Consider the following 22,976-nt stretch of genomic DNA (forward strand, 5'->3'; position numbering starts at 1 on the left):
GGGAGCCTGTGTCTGATGCGCGCAAAGAAAGGCAATCGAAATTTGAAACGCTTGCGACACGTTTCAATGCCTATCCTGCCCGTCGCATTGAGAAAGATACGCACCAAGCCCTAGCCCAAAAGTATGGACATCTGAACCCGGGTGCCAAAACCCAAGACTCATCATGTGTTGCGGGCCGCATCATGGCCATACGTAATTCGGGAATGTTTATTGACCTGCACGATGAAAGTGGCAAGATCCAACTTTTTTGCACCGAAGAGAACCTTGCTGAGCAGGCGCGCGTTGTGCATGCCAACCTTGATTTAGGTGACTGGATCTCTGCACGCGGATGTATCCGCAAAACGCCCCGCGGTGAACTGACCCTAGATGCCTCAGACATCATGCTTTTGGCCAAATGTTTTCACCCCCTTCCTGACAAGTTTCATGGCATGAAGGATCCTGAGGTGCGTTATCGCCAGCGCTATCTTGATATGGTGGCCAATCCAGAAACTCAGCGCACCTTAAAAAGCCGGGCGCGCATTGTGTCTTATATTCGGCGGCATCTTGAAGAGCACGATTTTCTTGAGGTGGAAACACCCATGCTGCACCCCATTGCCGGTGGCGCCATTGCCAAACCGTTTCAAACCCACCACAATGCCCTTCATCGCGATCTTTTTCTGCGCATTGCCCCTGAACTTTATCTCAAACGCCTGGTGATTGGAGGGTTTGAGCGTGTTTTTGAGTTGAATCGATGTTTCCGCAATGAAGGGTTGTCGCCGAAACACAATCCAGAGTTCACATCCCTTGAGGTCTACCAGGCGTTTGCTGACTTTGACGATATGATGACCTTAACCGAAACCCTGGTCTCAGGCGCGTGCAAACTTCTTGAAGGCACCCCCACCGCCACATATGGCGACGTGACCCTTTCTTTTGACACACCGTGGCCACGCAAGACCATGGCCGCCTTGGTGGCAGAAAAAACAGATGTTGATTTTATGACCATCAAAGATGACAGTGGCGCACACGCAGTTGCCCGTGAACACAAGATGGCCTTACCCTCTTATTATGGTTGGGGACGCATTTTGGCAGCTTTTTTCGAGACTTATGTAGAAAAGACGTTGGTTCAACCCACACACGTCACTCATTTTCCCACAGAAATTTCACCGCTGGCTAAACAGTGTGAAGATCAGCTTCACCTGACGGAACGGTTTGAGAGCTATGTAAACGGTTGGGAAATCGCCAACGGTTTTTCAGAGCTCAACGATCCGCGTGAGCAGGCCCAGCGGTTTGAAGACCAAGCCAAAGCCGCCGCCTCAGGCGAAGAGGAAACCCACAGCATTGACCATGACTATGTCCGCGCCCTTGAGTATGGCCTTCCACCCACGGGCGGCCTTGGCATTGGCATTGATCGTCTGGTGATGCTGTTAACAAACGCCCCTTCCATACGTGAAGTGATTGCTTTTCCGACCTTAAAGGAAAAATAATCAAGATAAGGCTCTGCCCTTTTTCTGTGCATCATCTTGGCACCTCAAAGATCCGGCTTTTATGAATATTCGTCCTTTTCTTTGGCGAAGATCTCTTTTTGTTTGCAAATAATTAACTATTTAAGACAAAAATAAGACTCATGAGTTCTTGCCAACGAAGAAAAGCAGGTGGTGATGGTACGTGTCGTTTTTTATTGTGTTTGCTTGATGAGTCTTTTCTGCCACAGCCAGGTTTGGGCAGACGCTAAGCAACCCCCATCTACCCAGGATCATCCTCCAAAAAAAAAGATGCCCGCACAACACAAAGAAAAATCCCACCGCGTTTTTAAACGTCACGGCAAGCCTTTTCCAGCATGCCAGATCCGCCACCAAGCCCTACAACATAATGGCACCACAGAGCACGTGAAAATCATTGAAAATCCGTCATCATGTTGTGCCTTTGTGTGTGAACAGAAAGGGAAAAAATGGAAGCCCACACACGGTGTGGTGCGAAAAGGAGAACCAGGTTCTCATGGTGACACGTTTCTTGAGGAACAGTGTGTGTGCATAAACTAGCGCGCTTTTTTCTTGAACCCCTTCACTTTTTTTGTGCACCCCTTTCATGCCTTAACGTAAAGGTCTTCCTTTTTTAGATCTAGCCCATGTGCCCTCTTTCCTAGCAAGCAAAAAAAAAGAGAGACGCCACAAAAAAATGGTCACCTTTTTGCCTTCAAAGCTGTGTGAAGTATGTGCGATCATTGAGGCGCGTGAACATCTATGTTGGGTATATGGGCTTTTGTGCTTTTTGTAAGCTTGCCTTCCCTCATGCACGGGCGTGAAGTCCCTAAATTGGTGCCCTTTACCCCCCGAGAAACAGATGAATCGCAAGAACACCTGTTAGATGCAGAACAAATGGCGCTGACAGAACAATCGTTCAGAGATTTTCGTCGCAACGGCTTTAACACACCCTTTTTGACATGGAAAGCTGTGCATGTCCTGTCCTCTATGCTGAGAAAGCCTGATTACCTTAGACGCGTTAAGCATATATTGCGCTCTTTTGAAGACGAGAACCTCGCCCTTTTTCAATACAATTATCTATGGACCTTAAGGAAGGTAGCACGTAGAAAACACAGACGCCTCATTGAAACCACCTTGCAACATATTGACACCCAACAATCGCTGTTTGTTATTTTGGCCGACCCCGTTGCCCGCATCTTAGCAAAAGAACAACCGGCCTCTTATCAAGAGTTTCATGCCTTTGAACAAAAAGTAAGACAACAAGCCGCCCAGAAAAAAGTGTTTCTCTATCGGTTGCTCATGCGCCTTCAGGGGGCACGCAAAAAGTCTTGATAATCTTGCTCTGAAATCTGCCGCAGTGCCCCAGGCCATGTTGAGGGTAAGGGCGCGCAAAAATGCATGGGCTCTTGCGTGTGGGGATGATGAAAATAAAGATAGCTTGCATGAAGGGCCTGATAGCTATGAGGCCAATACGTCTGTGTCACCTGCTGACGCGCGGCTGGTAGCGACGTCCGTCCATAAAGGGTGTCCCCCAAAACCGGCACCCCCATGTGTGCAAGATGGACACGAATCTGATGTGTGCGCCCTGTTTCCAAGCGACACACAAGATGGGCAATGTTGTCTTGCAGCAGTGTCCACACCTTATAAAACGTCTTCGCCGGACGCCCCTGAGAGGTGACGGCCTGTTTTTGTCGATTCCGCGGATGGCGACCCAGCGGCGCATCAATCCAGCCAGAAAGGGGTTTGGGCACCCCCCACACCAAAGCCTGATAAAGGCGACCTAAGGTGCGTTTGCGAAATTGCTTTGACAACGCCGCATGCGCCTGATCATGCTTGGCCACCAACAAAAGACCACTGGTGTCTTTATCAAGCCGGTGCACAATGCCCGGACGCTTGACACCCCCAATACCTGAAAGATCCTGGCAATGCGCAAGCAATCCATGCACCAATGTTCCCGTATGGTGACCCGGCGCTGGATGAACCACCAAACCAGCAGGTTTATGAATCACTACAATGTGCTCATCTTCAAAAAGAATATCGAGTGCCATGGGCTCAGACACAAGCGCAAGCGGTTCAGGTTCAGGGACAGACACAATATACGTGGCTGACACATCCATAGGGTCTTTGGGTTTGAGCCGCATCTGAGGATCACCTTCTTTGATCACCGCGTGCTTCGCAAGCAGACGCTGAATCACCGTGCGCGACAACCCAGTTTGACGGGCAAGCACAACATCTGTGCGCCCCGGTTGGTGCGGAGGCTCAACCCGATGGACGGTTTGCATTGTTTGGGTTTCAGGATGATGCCCCTTCATGAACGCACCCTCTCTTGATCTAAAGAAAAAGATGCACCAATAGAAGCCCCTTGCCTGCCTTCATAGGCCAAGGCCCCAGGCATACTCCATAGTGAAAAAAAGCAAGATTCCCTCACGATGTACACACACACAACCCTGTCTTCAGAAGAGGTCCTGGCCCACATTCCTTGGAAGCATTTTCAAAAAAAACACGCTGACCCTCACCTGGTTCATATGAGCAAGATATATTACCTCATCACACACGTTGCGTCCCAAAACGTTTCCACACACCTTTCCCCCACCATAGCACGATATGCACGCGAACGCACCCACACCCTACGCCACCAAAGTTTATGCCTGTTGAGATGGATCTCTTTGGCAGACCCTTCTTTTCACGCCCCTTCGATGCTGCCAATACCCCCGGCGTCTTCACATGCGCATACAGAGACAAAGAAAGCATCTCTCCCAGAACACATCGTGGCAGCGCAGTATCAACATTTTCTCTACCTTTATCTCCACCACCAATCACCTGAACCTTTGCTTTCCCGTCTCGCCATTGTGTTGGCCCATCAAGAGTATCAATATGTGCGCATGCTGCGTGCTTTGCCTCGCCCCTGCCCCCGTACGCATGCGCCCCAGGCATGTGTGAAAAAGACGATCCTCAAGACCCATCAACAAATCCAAAGCATAGGACAATCTCTTCTCAAGCGCCCCCTTCATAAAAAGGGCAGCCACGCTCTTGGTTATCTTCACCCCTACTATCCGCCCTTTTGGCTTAGGTATGGGATGACATGTCTGATGGCTCTCAAAAAAGCACCCTTTACGCCTGAAACCTTCTTGCGCACCCTTTATCAAAAAAAGCCGGGTAAGATCTCAGAAAGAACGCTGGGCTGAAAATGGGGCATAAGGGGTTTGCTTGGACAAGGCGTCAAAAGCTTTGATGGTGTGAAGCAGGGCTTCCATATCCCCTAAAGGCACCATATTGGGACCGTCAGAAAGGGCTTGGTCAGGATGGGGATGGGTTTCTAAAAAAAGACCAGCCACGCCCACGGCCACCGCAGCCCGGACAAGGGTTTCCACAAATTGGCGCTTCCCCCCGCTGGCACTGCCTAATCCCCCGGGCTGTTGTACAGAGTGGGTCCCATCAAACGTCACCGGCACACCCAGAGACTGCATTTCAGGCAACGAACGCAAATCTGACACCAGCGCATTATAGCCAAAGCAAGCCCCACGCTCACATAAAAGCACACGCGTGGCCCCAAAAGAGCGGGCTTTCTCAAGCACAGCCTTCATGTCCCACGGCGCCATAAACTGACCTTTTTTGATATGCAACACAGCGGATGTTTCTGCTGCGGCCTGAATCAAATCTGTTTGGCGGCACAAAAAGGCAGGAATTTGCAACACATCCACCACCAAGGCCACCGTTTGGCATTGATGAGGTTCATGCACATCCGTGACCACAGGAAAACCATAATCACGCTTGAGATCTTCAAAAAGGGCCAAGCCTTTTTCCATGCCCAGTCCACGTGCCCCAGACACAGACGTGCGGTTGGCTTTATCAAAAGAAGCTTTAAAAATAAGGGGAATCCCCAAAGATTGGGTCATCTCATGAAGACGGCCGGCCACCTCATACACAAGATCACGGCTCTCCATCACACACGGCCCCGCCATTAACACAAACGGCGCATGGTTCGCAATGGTTATATCATTGAGGCTGACGGACTGCACGCACCCTCTCTCTTGGGTTTGCCTTGGCTTCATGCCAACACTTTTTTATACAACGAACCAACCCACAAAACAATGGATGCGGCGCCAAAGGCGATGATTTGAATTCAGGATGAAATTGGCTGGCCACAAAAAAGGGATGATCACACCGCTCTACCACTTCTGGCAAACGCCCACAGGGCGAAAGCCCCGTTGTGAGAAGACCCACGCTGGTGAGGGCGTCCCGGTGGCGAATATCCACCTCAAAACGATGCCGATGGCGCTCAGAAATGTTCTCTTGACCATAGAGCGCGTGCACCCGTGATCCCTTAGACAACACACATGGATAAGCCCCCAAACGCATGGTGCCGCCCAGCCCATCATGAGCGTGATAAGATTTTTTCTCCCCTTGTTGATCCCAATCGGTGAGTTGCCGAATCACCAAGGGACCTGAAGAGGTAAATTCTTCAGAATCAGCCTGTTCCCATCCCAAAAGATGACGGGCCGCTTCAATCACAGCAAACTGCATGCCGGCACAAATGCCCAAAAAAGGCGTCTGTGTTTCACGCGCCCACCGGATCATGGATAGAATGCCTTGATGTCCGCGCTCACCAAAGCTGCCAGGCACAAGAACGCCATCAATATCATCTAGCGTTTGAAGAAAGGCATCATCCACCTCATCGGGGTCAATCCAGCGCAGGGTTACCTGTCCCCCCTCATGAAGTCCGGCATGCATCAACGCTTCTAAAAGCGACCGATAGGCATCTTGCAGATGACCATACTTTGCCACAATAGCCAGCGTTCCCACCGGTTCGCTGTCCCGCATACGCGTCTCAAGATCTTTCCACACATCAAGGCGCGGCGCTGGCGCCTTCAAATGGAAATAATCGACCACAGCCTCATCCAACCCCTCTTTGTGATAGGCCAATGGCACAGAGAGCAAATGCGATTGGTTCTGCGCCATTAGCACCCTTGGGATAGGCACATTGGCAAATAATCCAATTTTGTCCACCACCGTTTTGGGCAACGTTCCCTCACAGCGTAATAATAAGATGTCGGGTTGAATCCCTGCACGCTGCAGCTCTTTGACAGAGTGCTGCATGGGCTTGGTCTTGTATTCTCCCGCCGTTGTCATGTAAGGCACCCACCCCATATGAATACAGCATACGCGATCCGGCATGGCATATTTCATTTGCCTCACCGCTTCAAGAAAAGGAAGCCCCTCAATATCCCCCACCGTGCCCCCAATTTCAGCAATCAAGGTCACGTCGGGGTCAAGGTGGTTGTGCATGAAGTCTTTAATAGCTTGCGTCACATGAGGAATCACCTGAACGGTAGCCCCCAGATAATCCCCCCGCCGCTCTGCACGCAACACAGACTGATAAATCTGACCCGTGGTGATATAGTCAAACTTGGTTGTGGGAGTCTGAATAAAGCGCTCATAATGACCAAAATCAAGATCTGTTTCACATCCATCATCGGTCACAAAGACTTCACCATGCTCGTAAGGGCTCATGGTGCCAGGATCAACATTGAGATACGGGTCTAATTTGCGCAAACGCACAGGCAACCCCCGCGCTTTAAGCAAGGCACCCAACACAGATGCACCAATTCCTTTGCCCAAAGACGAAAGGACGCCACCTGTTAAAAAAACAAATCGCGGCTGCATAGACAACAAAAGCTAAGACGTTTTTTGATTGCCAGAAGGAGACGGCGCTGGCACCTCTTTTGTTGAGGCAACACCTGCGTGAGAAGACGGTGCTTCTTTTTTCTCCAAAGGCACGGCCGAAGGCGTCTTTTCAACCACCGCCGCTGTGATGATTTTTGAAGCCTGCACCTCTTTCTTCGTTAAATACACCAGCCAAAGATTGAGCACAATAAACAACCCTGCAAGAAAGGCTGTTAACCGCGTGAGAAGGTTCGCCGTGCCACGCACGGTCATCATGCCGCCCATGGTGCCGCCCCCAATACCCAGGCCTGATTCACTCTTCTGGAACAAAATCACCACAATCAGCAACATGGTGACAAAAAGCTGACACAAAAGAATAAAAAGACGCATATTGGCAAACCCCTATCTATGATCCCACGTTATCACGGGCGCACCTCCTTGTAAACCAGCTTCAGCGCCTTGTGGCTTCAGGCACCGAGATCACAGCTGCCACCTGTTGACGCAACACCTCCACGGCTTGCGGCTCTTTGATCGACACAGCCAGCAGATCAGCATGATGGTGATATTCACGCAACAAAGCCGTCCATAAGGCTTGATGTTCTTCAAGGCGCTGAGAAGATATTTTGTCCTTTTTCGTCATCACAAGGGTGAACGGTCGCTTCCCGTGCACCAGCCACACCACTGTTTTCACATCTGCTTTTTGCGGTGGATGACGGGCGTCAATAAGCACAAAAATATGCACAAGGCTCTCGCGCGTTTGCAGATAGGCAGGCAAAAATTTTTCCCATGCGCGTTTCACAGACTTGTCCACCCGGGCATAACCATAACCAGGCAAATCTACACACATGAACACATCATCCACACAAAAGAAATTGGCCTCCGCCGTTTTCCCGGGTGTTTTGGAGACATAAGCCATGGCACGACGCTTCCACAACGCATTTAACAGAGAGGATTTTCCCACATTAGAGCGCCCCACAAACGCAACCTCTGGCAACCCCGGCGGCGGGCACTGGGCAAGGGCACGCGCCCCCGTTAAAAATGTTACCTGTGAAAAATCCACATCATCCTCTGGAGAAAACGCTTCTCTGGTTGCCTTGGTATGGTTGTATCAAAAACCGCGCGCAAAAGAACGAAAATAGCGAAAAGCCTAAAAAAAATCCGGGCACAAAGCCCGGCAGTCTAACAGGGAGGCTTCACGTCTAGGGGACGCAAGGTCGTGAAAACACAACCTTATGGCTCCGCAAAGGAGCCAAACCCGAGATAAAGACAATCGTCCTTATCTATGTTATTTAATATCGAAAAATATGGCAAAAATCAAGAGGGCATTGCAAAAAAGCACAATTGGTTCGTTATATTCACAACCAAAAAGCATATAAAAGACTTTAATATCAATGCGTTAAGAAGAAAAGAGCGTCTGCTGCATTTTTAAAAAAACCACACCCCCTCAGCACATTGTCAGGCCGTAAAGGCCTAATCCGTTCTTGCGGTTGATGATGTTTTTTTCATCACAAGCATACCCCCCACACAAAAGCGCCACGAAGTATTTTGTGCATCTTAGAACCTTTTCTCCCAGGGCAACGTGCCTATCATAAGAAGACGTGGCGAACACAGAAAGTGTCAGGCAAAAAGCGCTTCAGATTTCAAAAAAAGAAGGTGCAGGTTTCGCCTATGTCAAAGCACAGGTCTCCAAAGGCAAAACAGAAGATGTCTTACCGTTAGCGTTGCGCTTTTTGAGACAAAGGCACTTCACTGTCACCGGACAGGATGCGCACAGGCCCAATAATGTCTTGATCACCGTCCTCTCTGAGGCGCCCCTCTCCGTCCCAGACAGCTTTCAAAAAGTGAAACACATTGCGGGCATAGAAAAAAGAGGCCGACACAGGATGCATGCTGCACAAGTTTTGAGGACCCACAATGTGGACGCCCTGATGAACCAGCACCTCACCTGGCTTTGTGAGCTCGCAATTCCCCCCTTGAGACGCCGCGGCGTCCACCACCACAGATCCAGGCGCAAGACGATCCACAAGGCTTTGGGGCATCAAGCACGGCGCTTTTTTTCCCATGGTCAGGGCAGCAGTAATCACCAGGTCCATGGAGCCTACGGCCTCAGCCATGGCCTCTTTTTGCCGTTGTTGATCTTCCTCAGAAAGGGCTTGGGCATACCCCCCCTCACTAGAGCCAGCGCGTTCGCTCAAGGTGATATCAAGAAAGCGCCCCCCCAAACTTTCCACCTGTTCACGCACCTCAGGACGCACATCATAGCCCCACACGCGGGCCCCCAATCGAGCCGCCGTCGCCACAGCTTGCAAGCCCAAAACACCCGCACCCAAAACAAGAACCCGCGCTGGCTTGATGGTGCCTGCCGCCGTCATCAATAAAGGCGCCAAGCGAGGAAGAGATGACATCCCCAAAAGAACAGCCGCATAGCCCGCCACTGTGTTTTGAGAGGATAAAACATCCATATTTTGCGCGCGGCTGATGCGCGGCAACTTTTCAAGGCAATAGGCCGTCATCTTTTTTTTCTCAAGCAAGGCTTTGGATGCCCCCTCAAGGCTGCCCAGCATCCCCACAAGAGACGCCCCTTCCGGAAAATGCTTGATTGTCTCTCTAGCAGGACAGCCAATCGTCACCACAATCTGCCCCCCTGTAAACAAGGACGGGCCAGAAGAGCGAACCTCTGCCCCTTGTGCCGTAAAGGCTTCGTCAGTAAAAAAAGCGCCCTCACCGGCACCTTTCTCCACCACCACATGAAAGCCCGCTGCTTTGATCTTTGCCACCATATCAGGCGTGATGGCCACGCGCTTTTCAAGAGGATCAGACTCTTTGGGAACAATGATATGCATAAAAGGGTTTCCTTACGTTCATCACCACTAGATTAAGGTTTTTTGGGCGTCTTTCTACCCTTTTTTTGATAAGCCTGGGGGGAAAAGAGATACTCTGCCCACCCACCCAGCAAATGAACATAAACATCCAGTGTTTGTTGAAAGGTGGCTTGTGCTCTCAGGTGATAGGCACTCATTTTACCGTACAGCATCACCCACAATGGACTAATGGCCAACGAGATCGCCGTGAGTGTGATCAACATTTGCTGCGCAAAGGGAGAAAGAACACGGCTATCCCAACCAATAGAGATGAGCAAAAAAGCAAATTCACCCATTTGTGACAGCATGACCCCTGCCAAAAATGTTGTGGGCCAAGGTTGGCGGAGCGCACGCAACAGACCAAAATTAATCAGGGTTTTAAACACAATAATCCCCAAAGACAAGGCTAAAATCAGCCACAGATGCGCCCAAATGAAGGATATATTGATAAACAGGCCCACAGACAGAAAGAAGGTCATCACCAACACGCTATAGATCGGCATAATCACCTGCAGCATGATGGCCCGCTCTTTTAAGTTCCCTAAAATGAGGCCCGCCAAAAAGGCACCATAGGCCACCGACAAACCAATAAACCCAGAAACCGTGGCAAACCCAAAACAAAAAGACAGGCTCACCAATGAAGGCAGCTCTGGCCGCTCTGCTGAAAAATTCACAAAAAGAGGCACCTTGCGAGGCCGTGAAAGCCACCACACAAACGCAGAGAGAATGCCTAAGGCCACAAAAATCTTAAGGCTCAAACTCACCCACTGAATGCCGTGATCCAGGTCACGCAAAATCAAAATCATGGGGACAATGGCAAGATCTTGTGCAATCAACACACCTAAGGTTAAACGCCCCACATCGGTGTTCAGTTCTTGGCTGGCCTCCAACATTTTGACCGCCACTGCCGTGCTGCTCAGCGCCAAAACAAACGCTAAGAGAAGAGAAAAGCCCAACGACCACTGCATAAAAGCATTCAAGGTAAACGCAATGCAAAAACTGATGACAATTTGCCCACACACCACGCTTAAGGAGATGCCCATGGTCCTTTTGAAGCTGCGCAAATCAAGGCTAAGCCCCACCACAAAGAGGACCATCAAAATGCCAAAATCTGCGAAAAGTTGGATAATGCTGACGTCTTCAATATAGGCAATGCCTGAGGGTCCCAAGATAACCCCGGCAAGGATATATCCTAAAATAGCTGGCTGACGAAACCGCTCTAATAAAAGACCACAAAACAAGGCCGCTGTGATGACAAGGGCAATTTCTTGAAGACCTAAGACTGTATGCATACTCCCTCCCTCGCTTCCTATTGTAAGCACAATACACCTATAACAACAAGAAATAACAAAGGACCGTGCGTCTCTATAAAGAAAAACCGTCAAGGTTCATGATGAAAGAAGGATAGATTCATCACACATAAACGACAGTCTTCTTGACATAAATGCATAAAGAACCGAGTATTTCTGGGAAAGGCGGAGTAGCTCAGCTGGTTAGAGCAGCGGAATCATAATCCGCGTGTCGGGGGTTCGAGTCCCTCCTCCGCTACCATGATCATTCAAGAACGGTGGATAAAATGGTAAAAATAAGTGCGAACGAGCTCAGGCCAGGCAATGTGATTGAACACAAAAATCGTTTTTGGACGATTGTGAAAATGCAACACGTCAAGCCTGGTAAGGGTGGGGCCTTCATGCAAGTTGAGCTTAAAGAGCTTAAAACAGGCACCAAACTGAATGAGCGGTTTCGTTCAGATGAAAACCTCGAACGTGCCCATACAGAAGAACGAACCCACCAGTTTTTGTATAAAAATGAAAACGCGTTAACCTTCATGAACACACAAACCTATGACCAGATCGTACTTCCTGAAGAACTGTTGGGCGAGGCGGCACCTTTTTTGCAAGAAAGTATGGAAGTCACCATTTCCTTTTGTGATGACAAGGCCATTTCCATCAACCTCCCCAAAACAGTGACTCTTCAAGTCGTGGAAGCGGATCCTTTTGTGAAAGGTCAGACTGCCACATCTTCTTTCAAACCTGCTAAACTGGCGAATGGATGCAAGATTATGGTGCCACAATACGTGGAAAAAGACACAGATGTCATGGTGAACACAGAAGACGGTACCTATGTTGGGCGTGCGAAGTGACACCTGAATAACCGCATGTCCTACCGAACGTTTTATACACCCTGTCCCTTTGTGAACATCATGGCTCGTACGGCTTTTTCTGCTGCCAAGGGCCTCTTGAGAGATTTTGGCGAAGTTGAAAATTTGCAAGTCTCAGCCAAAAGCACCAAAGATTTTGTCTCTGTGGCGGACCGGCGCTCAGAAAAAACCATTTTTAAAGAACTCAAAAAAGCCTATCCCGATTTTGGTTTTATCATGGAAGAACAAGGCGTGATTGAGGGTGAAAAGCCCATGACCTTTGTGATAGACCCCCTCGATGGCACCCTCAATTTTTTGAACGGTCTTCCCCATTTTGCCATTTCTATTGGCCTTTTATTAAACGACACACCTCTTGCAGGCGTCATTCTTGACCCTGTCCGTGATGAATTGTTTTGGGCCTCAAAGGGTGTGGGGGCCTTTGTCAATAAAAGGCGTTTGCGCGCAAGCACCACCACCAAACAACGCACACACCTCATAAGCGCCAGCCACATCAGCTTACCCACCGCCCAAAAAAACTATCTAGAAACCTTTGCTAACTTTCGCTTATCCGGTTCCACAGCGTTAGATCTGGCGTATGTTGCTGCTGGACGTTTGGATGGATTTTTAGCCTATAACTTGCCGCTTTGGGATCAAGCCGCGGCGGCAATCATCATTGAAGAAGCCCGTGGGCGCATCCACACCCACCCGTCACAGCTTCGCCAAGGCTCTTACACCGTGGCCTGCTCCCCTTCCCTGGATGAAAAGTTAATGAAGATGATTGTCGAGGTGGACACGCATGGTGGTAACTAGCAGTATTTTTGGCACAGACGGGGTTCGTGGTCGTTTTGGCAGCTTTCCGTTGACGCCCGATGTGTTGACAAAGCTGGCCCAAGCCATCGCCTCTTTTTTATATGCACAAGACAAACACCCTGCCTCCATTCTGATTGCCCGGGATACACGCATATCTGGGCCCGACATTGAGCAACACATGATCACAACGCTCAATACGTGCGGCATCAACACCGCTTCTTTGGGCGTTGTTCCCACCCCTGCGCTTGTCTATGCCATGCATACAGGTGAAGCGTGTTTAGGGATGATGATTTCTGCGTCCCACAACCCATGGCACGACAATGGGATTAAACTTTTTGATGCCAAGGGGCGCAAACTCACGCCCACGCAAGAGGCCGCCCTTGAAACCTTCATGACCTCAGAAGCGCTCACACACAAACCTGTGGGCGCCCATGGCCATCAAGACATCATCCCGTCCTACAAAGCGTTTATCAAGCAAACAGTAGACCCCTTATCCTTAACAGGCCAACGTCTTGTGGTAGACACCGCCCATGGCGCCTTCACTCACATCGCACCTGCTGTTTTTAAGGACCTGAACGCCGACGTCATCACCATAGGGCACGATCCTGACGGCAAGAATATTAACGATGACTGTGGCACCACCCACCCTCGCGCCTTACAGGAGGCGGTTAAGAAGCATCGTGCCTCTTTTGGTGTGGCTTTTGATGGCGATGGTGACCGTGTTCTCTTGTGTCATGATGACGGTACACTGCTTGATGGTGATCAGATTCTTGCCTTGCTCGCGTTAACCCATCAGGCTCAGGGACGCCTTGACCCACCTGTGGTGGTATCTACCGTTATGGCTAACCAAGCCATGGAAGATTGCTTGACAGCGAAGGGCATCACCTTGTTGAGGACACCTGTGGGAGATCGCTTTATTGCCGAAACCATGGCAAAAACCGGCAGCCTTCTAGGCGGCGAAGCGTCTGGTCATATGATTGTGGGGCAACATAGCTTCACAGGCGATGGCCTTCTGGCTGCGCTTCACGCGCTGAAGGTGCTTATGGACCCACAAAGCCCCCGCAGGGCCTTTACCCCCTATCCCCATCACCTTGAGAACCTTCCCATGGCGCAGATGGACCCCAAGACCCTGGCTAACCTTGATGCCATTCAACAGGCCATGACAAAGACATTACGTAAGGGGGAGCGTTTTTTGCTACGCAAATCAGGCACTGAACCTTTGGTGCGGGTGATGATTGAAGCACCTTCCCAAGAAAAAATCAGTGCCATTAAAGCCCGCGCTATAGAGCATCTGCTGGGTCTTCGCGCGTCTACAGCGACGCTCTAACTTCGTGCAACCCTCCTCCTCTGGCCCGATCACATGGCGCTCCCATTACCTCTTTTGGTAAAGGGGCAGATGGCACACATAAGACAAAGGGCAGCCTTCAAACAAGGCACCACGCTTTTCTCCCTCAATCGCCAACACAGCCACAGCTCTCACGGTTCCCCCCACCTGGGTGATAAGCTTTTTAGCCGCTTTGAGCGTCTCTCCCGTAGAGAGCACATCATCCACAAGCAAAACCTTTTTATGAGCCAAGCCTAACGCCTGATCTTCACGCACATAAAGGGTTTTGGCCGTGGTGCTTGTGATGGGTTGCTAAGTCACCGCCGCCGCGCACCCGCCCTTATTCGTCCCGCGCAGCACATAAAAAAACACATGAGGATACTTTTGTTGAAGATAACGCACCAAAAAGGCCGCCCACACATTGGCCTTGTCACCGGGCACCACCACCCCATCGATCTCATGCCACCACGAAGCTTGCTCAAGGGCAGCCCCCAGCACACTGACAGAAGCCTGCATAAGGTCTAGATTATCCGCCATATCATATAAATAGACATAAGATAGATCCGTGCCCCGAATAGGTTTGAGAGGATAGTCTTTATGAAAAGACCCCACATGGACCCGGTGAATCTGCGGGGTTTGCGCTGGCAACGCCCACCATCCACCCACAAACACAAAAAACACCGCCAACCTTAACAAACAGGACATCCGGTTGCTCCGTCATAAAAATAAATAAATTCAATAGGTTATTATCATATGACCACCGTCTTTGATACAATTGCGTACCCCTTTTTTATCCCCATAAGCTATTACCCACCACACCTGTCTCACCCTTTCTCTCTTGCTCTCCACCATGTCCCCTATCACCCTTTACCTCTCAAAGCCGCCTGACTTTTCTGCTGATGTCTCCGTCGTGGTGGGGTTTCTGGCTGTTAAGGATCACTACCTTTGCCTGCAAAAAAGCGCCCACGAGAAGGAAGCTTTTTTATGGGGCATCCCTGGCGGCAAAAAGAACCCCCATGAATCGCCTCCCCAAGCCCTTGTGCGAGAAATGGTCGAAGAAACGGGCATCACACTCAGCGAAGCATACCTCAGGCACGTCACGGACTGTTATGTCATGAAGCCCTCGTGGCGCTATACATGCCATATATTTTTTCAAGGTTTACCTGCAAGACCTTTGGTACGTCTTTCCCCCGAACATGTGTCTTATGCTTGGGTAACCCTTGCAGATATGAAAACAATGCCTTTGATAGGAGGTAGCCATGACGTCCTCGAGCTTTTTCAACAAAAAGTCTACAATACCTGATAAAGAAGAAGATAATTATAGGCAAATAAGGCAAGTATTAATTTTTTCTTTTTTTTGACATATTAGCATGCCTGTGTTAAGGCATTTTTAATTCTTTTTCCCCTTAAAAACAAATGATTAAGAGGTTTATTGTCTTTTTGTGCCTGTTAAGTCACGCCCTTTATGGCGTGGATGTCATAAACATGAGCATCCTAGGAGAAGACGCGCCCTTCACCAAAGCCATCCGAGAAGCAGGCTTTGAAGAAGAGGCCTACCCCTCTCTTCATGCGGACGCAGATACGCTGTTATACCTAGGCGCACGCTCAGGTAAGCATAGCCTTTTTACACACCCAAGTTTTGAAAAAGCGCAGCGTTATCTTCAACAAAATCCTAGCATTGTGGGAGACGCACTTTTTGGGGCCATTGTAGGTGTCAGTGCCGCGCGCTCGTGGGCCATCTTTTTTGGCAACGCCACCAACTTGCTTTTGATTCCCAACTCTGCCGACCCGCGTCCTATGTATTGGGGTGTGATGGCAGCGATTTTGTTACCTGAAGTCTTTAATAATGCCCGCGTTATGCATACCTTACACACCCGAAATCCGCATACATCTTTATGTGAGGGACGGTTAACGCCCAGTCACAAGGCAATGAACGTCTTGAACTATACCTTATGCACCCTCTTTTTGGCTAAGTATTTTAAAGTGTATTACACAGCTGCCTGGGGAGACAAGCTAAGTCATGGTGAGCGGCGTTCAGCAGATTGGGACTATTTCTTTGTGCTGTGCTATTTGTGGTCGAACTGGTGGAAAAAACACGCAATCCTTGACCATAAGATCCACATTATTAAAGATAAGTTTTTTGCCACGGAGCAAGATGAGCATCACGATCGCCACGTGATCCAAAAGCGTCTGGCAGACAGTTATCGCAAACTGCAACAAGGTTCAGACGTTCGTATGCTCACCTTCGCAACGAAGGTGACCAATATCAACCACCACGCCGACAGCATCGAAAAACAACAGAAAGCCACGTTGGCACTCTTGGCGTATTTGTATCACTATGGACACAAACATGAAGAGATCAGCAAAAGTCAGCGTCAAGACAAGCCCGATTCATTAAAAGCTGCTGAGTTCATGGGTCGTGTGGCGGGCACCTTGCTTATGCCCGCCTCAACGTTAGGCGCCTATTATGCCATGGACAGCATTTTGTCTTTGGTAGGCTTAAGAGAAGAGCACTATCACCATGATGATCACGATATGCAGGATCCCTTGGCGTGGACCTATGCCATCATCACATCGCTCTACTCAGGATTTGCTGGTTATCACGCAGGACCTGATTTTGCGCGCCATCTGTGGTGTCGCCATCATGGCAAAGACCCTAACTTATATACTGATCATCTTTCTTATTGGCCACAAAATTTTCGCGGCATTCGCGCCGTTATGGGGGGAGGCACGTCCTACCTTATCTCGTCTTTTCTGATGCTGCCCATTGCCGAGCTCTTGGCCAAACAGGTCCACGTGTTAGGAGGACCTTTGAGTTTGCGAAAAGCGCTGCTGCTCACCACAGCGCAATGGGGCATTATCATGGATACATCCTTTGTAGGGCCTCAATATCAAAACCTAATTGGCTATTTGGGGCGCGCTGCAGGTGGTGATAAATTAGGCACCATTAAAGATCACAGCCTCAAGATGATTGTCAATCTTCACCAAGGCATTGAGCGCCTGGATGATGAAAAAATCACCATGCTCAAAAAAGCCCTTGATGCATGGGTACCTGATAATGCAGAAGCGCCCCCTACATCAGAAAACCCTCACACACCCCTTGCACCCGAACCTTCGCCCTTAGCAGAAACATGGATAGGCAGCAAGCCAGCAGAGGACACAGATAGCATCCATGCCCCCCTGTTGTCTGGTGACGATGAAGCTGAATCCGAGGCGAGTGAATTCTCTGGTGACGATCTTGATGAAGAATATAATCCTAGACCGAGGCGCTCATCTTCAGTATCAAGCCGCATTTATGAACAAATTTATGGGCGTGCCTATGGATTCTGGCAAAAAACCTATCACTGGTTTTTAGGCAGGCCTGTCCCCACGCGTCTAGCAAACAGGGTGAGGCACATCATGAAAGATCCACACGCGCCTGATAACGAATCAACCGAATGAACACCTCTCCATGAGAAGGCACGGGTAAAAGATGAACGTGGCGGAGAGAGAGGGATTCGAACCCTCGATACGTTGCCGTATACACGATTTCCAATCGTGCGCCTTCGACCGCTCGGCCACCTCTCCTTACTCTTAAGGGTAATCTCTGTGACCAAGAAACACAAGAACACATCTTCATGCCTCATCGTTCGCGCCCCAAGAAGAGGACATCCTAAAACAGGACCTTGAGAGGCTAAGACGTCCCCTTGGCTGGTGTTTTGTCAAAAGCAAGGCGATTGTCTTTTATGACGCCCACAAAGTGGTCACCCTCTTTCAGCTCCCCTTGCAGCACCATTTCTGAAAAAGGGTTACGCACATGCACCTGCAACGCACGTTTGAGAGGTCGGGCCCCATAGGCCGGCTCATACCCTTGATCAGCAATCCATGTGCGTGCTTCGGGTGACAGCTCGAGGGTGACGCCCTTGTCTTTCAAAAGCGTCACGATGTGCTGAAGCTGGATATCCACCACAGCGTCCATATCTTTCCGTTGGAGACGATGGAAGATCAAAATATCATCTAACCGATTCAAAAACTCGGGCCTGAATGTTTGGCGCACACTCTCCATCACACCTTTACGTATGGCTTCAGAAATGGCATCCCCTTCAGGCACATCAGCCAGCAAGTGACTACCAAGGTTTGAGGTGAGTAAAATCACCGTGTTTTTAAAATCCACCACATGACCTTGGCTGTCTGTCAGGCGCCCGTCATCAAGCACCTGCAACAAAATATTAAACACATCAGGATGTGCTTTTTCCACCTCATCAAACAAAATCACCTGATAGGGGCGTCGACGCACGGCCTCTGTTAACGTGCCGCCTTCTTCATACCCCACATACCCTGGTGGCGCGCCCACCAAGCGAGATGCTGCATGCTTTTCCATGTATTCCGACATATCCACCCGCAACAAGGCCCCTTCATCATTAAAAAGAAAGGCGGCTAACGCTTTGGCAAGCTCGGTCTTTCCCACCCCGGTGGGGCCTAAAAACAAAAAGGAGCCAAGGGGACGGTTCGGATCTGCCAGGCCTGCACGCGACCTTCGGATGGCCTGACTAACTGCCACAATGGCCTCGTCTTGACCCACCACACGTTTTTTCAATGTGTCTTCCATGGTTAACAGCTTGTCTTGCTCGCCAGAAAGCATTTTGTCCACAGGAATGCCCGTCCATTTGGACACCACAGCCGCAATATCACGAGGGTGGATGACCTCTTTCAACAGAGCCGTCTCTTGCTCACGTTCAGAGTTTTTGAGTTTGGCCTCAAGATCAGGAATGGTGCTATACAAAAGCTCGCTGGCTTTGGTCAAATCCCCCTCCCGCTGCACCCGTGCTAAATCGTAACGCGCTTTCTCCAGTGACTCCTTCAGGGACTGAATCTGACCAATCTGCGCTTTTTCTTCTTGCCATTCAGCGGTCATTTTTTTGATCTTAGGCTCGAGATCTGCAATGTCGTCATTTAACGCAGCCAACCTCTTTTCAGATGCAACATCTTTTTCCTTTTTCAGGGCCTCATGTTCAATTTTGAGGTGAATCAGCTGACGCTCAAGGCGATCCAGGGCCTCAGGCTTTGAGTGCACCGACATTTTCAAACGAGATGCTGCTTCGTCCATAAGATCAATAGCCTTGTCAGGCAAAAAGCGGCCTTGAATATAACGCGCTGAAAGACGCGCAGCAGCCACAAGGGCACTGTCGGAAATGCGCACGCCGTGATGAAGCTCATATTTTTCTTTTAGCCCCCGCAAAATGGAAATCGCCGCCTCAATGCTGGGCTCATCCACATACACAGTCTGAAAGCGCCTAGCCAGGGCGGCATCTTTTTCGATATATTGCCTATATTCATCCAAGGTTGTGGCGCCAATACAATGGAGCTCACCCCGGGCCAGCGATGGCTTAAGCATATTGGACGCATCCATGGCCCCATCTGTTTTACCTGCTCCAATCAACGTGTGCAATTCATCAATAAAGAGAATCATCGTACCATCGCTTTTTTTGATCGCCGTCAACACCGCCTTAAGACGCTCTTCAAATTCACCACGAAATTTGGCCCCCGCAATCAATGCCCCCATATCAAGAGAAACCAGCGTGATGTCACGCAACGTGTCAGGCACATCGCCCTGCACAATTCTCTGGGCCAACCCTTCCACAATCGCCGTTTTCCCCACACCAGGATCACCAATAAGAACGGGGTTATTTTTGGTGCGCCGCAATAACACCTGAATGGTGCGCCTGATTTCCTCATCCCGGCCAATAACAGGATCCAAACGCCCCTCACGGGCCATATCTGTGAGATTGGTTCCGTATTTGTTGAGTGCATCATAGGTTGACTCTGCATTTTCTGACGACACGTTCGCACCTCCTCTCATTTGCTTTAGGAATGTTTCTGTTTTTTCCGGCGTCAACCCCACGCGCTGCAACACCTCTTGCGCAGGGCTCGGCACACACAAAAGCGCCAAAAACAGGGTATCAAGACTGATATAGTCATCACCATTTTTTTTAGCCAGCACCCCTGCCTCTTTCAACACATGGGCAAGCGAGGATGACATATACACGGTGTCGCCCTCACCCTGAACAGAGGGCAAGGCGTTAAGCTCTTTTTGCGTAAGCTTGGATAGATGAGTCACATATGCCGACTCATGATGACACAAAGAACCCACTAAGGCGTCTTCACTGTCTATGAAGGATTGGAGGAGGTGAATAGGCACAAGATGCTGGTGCTTCAAACGAGAGGCGATCAGATGTGCACCTTCCACAATAGCACGGGCCCTTGATGTCATCGGCTCCACAGACAATTATCCTTTAACGCACAAGACTACGTTGATTTTAATCGATTTCTTGTTTCTTTTTAAAGGTTTTTTTCACCACTCGCTTCGCAGGAGGGCCCATCTTTGCCGCGGGTGATCTATCTGCTTTTTCTTGATCTCCTGTGTCTGACGCAGCCGCGTCCCCTGTCACAAAGGACGGCAGGGTATCCGAAGCTTTTTCCTCCTCATGAGAGGAGGCTTCAAATGAAGCGTGTTCCTCTTTCTCTTGAGAAGCCATGCCCTGATCACCACCATGAGAGTTTCGCACTTGGGGTTTTGGACCCCTTAAACTGGCACTCAACCGCCTGTAATGTTCGGCATATTGAAAAAATGTCTCGGCTTCGATCAGATCTCGCTGCGAAAGGGCATCTTTGCCCAAAGACATATACCGATCTGTCAACTGTTGCGCACTGCCCCGCATTTTGCCGTTTGGACCGACGCTTTCCAAAACACTGTCCCGAGAAAAACGTCCGCTACGATGACTTTGTCCACTCCTACGCATAGACACACACTACTCCAGATAATTTTGAGAAATCCCAACCGCAGCGGTCAGTGTAACAGAAAAACCGCAATCAAGAAACCCCTCCGCGCAAAGCCGCGCCCACCATATTTATGCATCAAACTCAACCCCTTTCAAGCAATTCATGACTTTATGCGCTGTTTTTGCTATGTATGAAACATAATATAAAAAATAGATGAATAGGGAGCATTTGGTGTACTATTTTTTTACGCTTGCCTTACTGGCTTTTTCATTGCACGCCACGTTTTTGTGGGCGGCCCCCAAAAAGGCGTGTCCTGCTAACTGTCACAATCATTGCTTAGAGCACAATATCGCTTGTCGCACCTCTGGCGGCACACACTGTGGACCAGATTATCAACACTGCGTGAAAGAGTGTGAAGCTTGTCATCGCCATCAAGAAACACAAAAACCTAAAAAATCCTTTTAAGATGCTCTGTCCTTTGCTATAGAACCCTCATGGTTGATCACATTGACGTTGCCATTATTGGGGGTGGCCCTGGCGGTTACAGTGCCGCCATCAGGGCTGCAGAGCTGGGTTTGAGCGCGCTGTGCGTTGAGCGTGAGGCGTGGGGAGGTACGTGCCTTCATCGTGGATGCATTCCGTCCAAAGCCTTGTTGCATCAGGCCCACGTTTTTTCTGAAGCACGCAGCCTCTCTGCCCATGGCGTCAAGGTGGAAGGGACGCCGACGCCCTCATCGCTACACAACGCCAAAAAGAAAGATATTGAGAACCTCCATAAGGGGCTCCACAGCCTTATGACAAGCAAAGGGGTCACCCTGATGCACGGTGAAGGGCGCATTGAGAGGGCACAAAAACTGTGTGTCATCGCAAATGAAAAAAAAACATCCATTCGGGTCAATAAAGCCATCATCCTGGCCACAGGCTCAACGCCTTTTGTGCCTAAAAATGTGAGCCTTGGAGACCACGTTTTATCCTCTGACGAGCTTTTATCTTTGGATCAAACCCCTCCCAGCCTCGTGATTGTGGGTGGCGGCTATATTGGCCTTGAGTTGGGCCTTTTTTGGGCGCGCATGGGGTCTTCGGTCACAATTTTAGAGGCGCAGTCCCGCCTTCTCCCCACATTTGATGACGAGATTGTGCACGTGTTAACCCAATCACTTCTGGCCGAGGGCCTCCGCCTTGTGTTTGACACATCCATGGTATCCATAGAAAGAACAAAGAAAGGCGCATGCGTCCATGCCCAGTGCCGCGGCAACCCTGTGATGTATGAGGCGCATGATGTGGCGCTCGCGCTGGGACGTAAACCTTTGCTTGAGGACAGCACATGTGGCCCGCTCTCCCTCACCCGTGATGAACAGGGGCGCGTTATGGTCAATGACACTTTTGAAACCAGCTGCCCCGGTGTGTATGCCATTGGCGATCTTATTCGAGGGCCCATGCTGGCTCACAAGGCTGAAAAAGAAGGACGCACCCTCATAGAAAGACTGTGTGGCCAGCCCAGCCAAATCAATGAAGCGCTGATCCCTTCCGTCATCTATACAGACCCGCAAATTGCTTCCGTCGGGTTGACGGCGCAAGAGCTCAAAAAGCTCGGGATCCCCTTTGTGCGTGGCAAAGCTTTTTTTGCGGCCAATGGGCGTGCGTTGGCAACAGGTCATCGTGATGGGTTGCTGATGATGTTGGCACACCCTCAAACCCACCATATTCTTGGCATTCATATTGTGGGCGCGCATGCGGAAACCCTGATCGGGGAAGGCATCCTGGCCATGAGCATGCAGGCAGGGGTGGGCGATATGGCCACCGCTCTTCACGCACACCCTACATTCAGTGAACTATATAAGGACGCAGCGCGCCACCTGTCTTCACAGCACCTATCTTGATCACATGTCCCCAGACATGCCCAGTACAAGACGTGCCATGTTTCAGATGACCACCAGCATGGTGTTCGCCCCTTTTGT

Annotated in this window: 20 protein-coding genes and 2 tRNA genes; 10 read left to right on the top strand and 12 right to left on the bottom strand. The window is 50.0% G+C overall.

Annotated features, from left to right (window positions below; all coding sequences use genetic code 11):
* The first annotated feature begins 8 nt into the window (after window positions 1–8).
* Together lysS and IG82_RS0103160 are read left to right on the top strand one after the other, a co-directional pair.
* Window positions 9–1,463: a lysine--tRNA ligase gene (gene lysS / locus IG82_RS0103140; RefSeq protein ID WP_031934168.1), complete on the top strand. Its 1,455-nt coding sequence runs from the start codon at window positions 9–11 to the stop codon at window positions 1,461–1,463.
* Between the two features lie 756 nt (window positions 1,464–2,219).
* The gene (locus tag IG82_RS0103160; protein WP_156095340.1) at window positions 2,220–2,792 is read left to right on the top strand and encodes a hypothetical protein; all 573 of its coding nucleotides are present in this window, start codon (window positions 2,220–2,222) and stop codon (window positions 2,790–2,792) included.
* Here the strand turns inward: IG82_RS0103160 and IG82_RS0103165 are convergent.
* Window positions 2,768–3,772 (bottom strand): RluA family pseudouridine synthase, encoded by a 1,005-nt coding sequence (locus IG82_RS0103165; RefSeq protein WP_216476134.1) that lies wholly within the window; start codon window positions 3,770–3,772, stop codon window positions 2,768–2,770. The two genes, IG82_RS0103160 and IG82_RS0103165, sit on opposite strands and share 25 nt — an antisense overlap.
* Window positions 3,773–3,985: 213 nt before the next feature.
* Here IG82_RS0103165 and IG82_RS0103175 point away from each other — a divergent pair, with 213 nt between their 5' ends.
* Window positions 3,986–4,645 (top strand): hypothetical protein, encoded by a 660-nt coding sequence (locus IG82_RS0103175; RefSeq protein WP_172642872.1) that lies wholly within the window; start codon window positions 3,986–3,988, stop codon window positions 4,643–4,645.
* Here IG82_RS0103175 and kdsA read toward each other — a convergent pair.
* From kdsA to IG82_RS0103215, 6 genes are all read right to left on the bottom strand, one after another.
* Window positions 4,625–5,422 (bottom strand): 3-deoxy-8-phosphooctulonate synthase, encoded by a 798-nt coding sequence (gene kdsA / locus IG82_RS0103180; RefSeq protein ID WP_408605314.1) that lies wholly within the window; start codon window positions 5,420–5,422, stop codon window positions 4,625–4,627. The two genes, IG82_RS0103175 and kdsA, sit on opposite strands and share 21 nt — an antisense overlap.
* A 34-nt stretch (window positions 5,423–5,456) precedes the next feature.
* On the bottom strand, window positions 5,457–7,124 hold the full coding sequence (gene pyrG, locus IG82_RS0103185) for a CTP synthase (protein WP_082192033.1): 1,668 nt from the start codon (window positions 7,122–7,124) through the stop codon (window positions 5,457–5,459).
* A gap of 12 nt (window positions 7,125–7,136) precedes the next feature.
* Window positions 7,137–7,514: a preprotein translocase subunit SecG gene (secG, locus tag IG82_RS0103190; protein WP_031934175.1), complete on the bottom strand. Its 378-nt coding sequence runs from the start codon at window positions 7,512–7,514 to the stop codon at window positions 7,137–7,139.
* A 61-nt stretch (window positions 7,515–7,575) separates the two neighbouring features.
* Window positions 7,576–8,184 (bottom strand): ribosome biogenesis GTP-binding protein YihA/YsxC, encoded by a 609-nt coding sequence (gene yihA, locus IG82_RS0103195; RefSeq protein WP_052545648.1) that lies wholly within the window; start codon window positions 8,182–8,184, stop codon window positions 7,576–7,578.
* A 655-nt stretch (window positions 8,185–8,839) separates the two neighbouring features.
* Entirely contained in the window at window positions 8,840–9,967 is a 1,128-nt protein-coding gene (locus IG82_RS0103210; RefSeq protein ID WP_031934177.1) for an NAD(P) transhydrogenase subunit alpha, read from the bottom strand.
* Window positions 9,968–9,999: 32 nt separating this feature from the next.
* Complete coding sequence (locus tag IG82_RS0103215) at window positions 10,000–11,277, bottom strand: cation:proton antiporter domain-containing protein (RefSeq protein WP_052545649.1); 1,278 nt, start codon at window positions 11,275–11,277, stop codon at window positions 10,000–10,002.
* 182 nt (window positions 11,278–11,459) lie between these two features.
* On the opposite strand from IG82_RS0103215, the gene IG82_RS0103220 reads away from it, so the two are divergent.
* The 4 genes from IG82_RS0103220 (at window position 11,460) to IG82_RS0103235 (ending at window position 14,262) form a co-directional block, all read left to right on the top strand.
* Window positions 11,460–11,536: transfer RNA gene (locus IG82_RS0103220), tRNA-Met, on the top strand.
* A gap of 25 nt (window positions 11,537–11,561) precedes the next feature.
* Window positions 11,562–12,128 (top strand): elongation factor P, encoded by a 567-nt coding sequence (gene efp, locus IG82_RS0103225; RefSeq protein ID WP_031934179.1) that lies wholly within the window; start codon window positions 11,562–11,564, stop codon window positions 12,126–12,128.
* A 60-nt stretch (window positions 12,129–12,188) separates the two neighbouring features.
* On the top strand, window positions 12,189–12,935 hold the full coding sequence (locus tag IG82_RS0103230; protein WP_216476135.1) for an inositol monophosphatase family protein: 747 nt from the start codon (window positions 12,189–12,191) through the stop codon (window positions 12,933–12,935).
* On the top strand, window positions 12,922–14,262 hold the full coding sequence (locus tag IG82_RS0103235) for a phosphohexomutase domain-containing protein (protein ID WP_082192034.1): 1,341 nt from the start codon (window positions 12,922–12,924) through the stop codon (window positions 14,260–14,262). The genes IG82_RS0103230 and IG82_RS0103235 overlap by 14 nt, the downstream gene beginning before the upstream one ends.
* A 45-nt stretch (window positions 14,263–14,307) precedes the next feature.
* Here IG82_RS0103235 and IG82_RS0103240 read toward each other — a convergent pair whose 3' ends face one another.
* Together IG82_RS0103240 and IG82_RS0103245 are read right to left on the bottom strand one after the other, a co-directional pair.
* The gene (locus tag IG82_RS0103240) at window positions 14,308–14,535 is read right to left on the bottom strand and encodes a phosphoribosyltransferase family protein (protein ID WP_031934182.1); all 228 of its coding nucleotides are present in this window, start codon (window positions 14,533–14,535) and stop codon (window positions 14,308–14,310) included.
* Between the two features lie 36 nt (window positions 14,536–14,571).
* The gene (locus IG82_RS0103245) at window positions 14,572–14,964 is read right to left on the bottom strand and encodes a hypothetical protein (protein ID WP_031934183.1); all 393 of its coding nucleotides are present in this window, start codon (window positions 14,962–14,964) and stop codon (window positions 14,572–14,574) included.
* 145 nt (window positions 14,965–15,109) lie between these two features.
* Between IG82_RS0103245 and IG82_RS06625 the strand changes: the two genes are divergently transcribed.
* Window positions 15,110–15,562, top strand: a complete 453-nt coding sequence (locus tag IG82_RS06625; RefSeq protein ID WP_040333111.1) for an NUDIX hydrolase — start codon at window positions 15,110–15,112, stop codon at window positions 15,560–15,562.
* A 182-nt stretch (window positions 15,563–15,744) separates the two neighbouring features.
* Window positions 15,745–17,700, top strand: a complete 1,956-nt coding sequence (locus IG82_RS0103260; RefSeq protein ID WP_216476136.1) for a hypothetical protein — start codon at window positions 15,745–15,747, stop codon at window positions 17,698–17,700.
* A 38-nt stretch (window positions 17,701–17,738) separates the two neighbouring features.
* Here IG82_RS0103260 and IG82_RS0103265 read toward each other — a convergent pair.
* From IG82_RS0103265 to IG82_RS06630, 3 genes are all read right to left on the bottom strand, one after another.
* Window positions 17,739–17,826: transfer RNA gene (locus IG82_RS0103265), tRNA-Ser, on the bottom strand.
* 106 nt (window positions 17,827–17,932) lie between these two features.
* Complete coding sequence (clpB, locus tag IG82_RS0103270; RefSeq protein ID WP_172642889.1) at window positions 17,933–20,509, bottom strand: ATP-dependent chaperone ClpB; 2,577 nt, start codon at window positions 20,507–20,509, stop codon at window positions 17,933–17,935.
* 46 nt (window positions 20,510–20,555) lie between these two features.
* The gene (locus tag IG82_RS06630) at window positions 20,556–21,038 is read right to left on the bottom strand and encodes a DUF4167 domain-containing protein (RefSeq protein WP_082192036.1); all 483 of its coding nucleotides are present in this window, start codon (window positions 21,036–21,038) and stop codon (window positions 20,556–20,558) included.
* Window positions 21,039–21,512: 474 nt separating this feature from the next.
* Here IG82_RS06630 and lpdA point away from each other — a divergent pair, with 474 nt between their 5' ends.
* On the top strand, window positions 21,513–22,898 hold the full coding sequence (gene lpdA, locus IG82_RS0103285; protein ID WP_031934187.1) for a dihydrolipoyl dehydrogenase: 1,386 nt from the start codon (window positions 21,513–21,515) through the stop codon (window positions 22,896–22,898).
* Window positions 22,899–22,976 lie beyond the last annotated feature (78 nt).

The sequence above is a fragment of the Candidatus Hepatobacter penaei genome (assembly GCF_000742475.1).
GTDB classification, from domain to species: Bacteria; Pseudomonadota; Alphaproteobacteria; order Holosporales; family Hepatobacteraceae; genus Hepatobacter; species Hepatobacter penaei.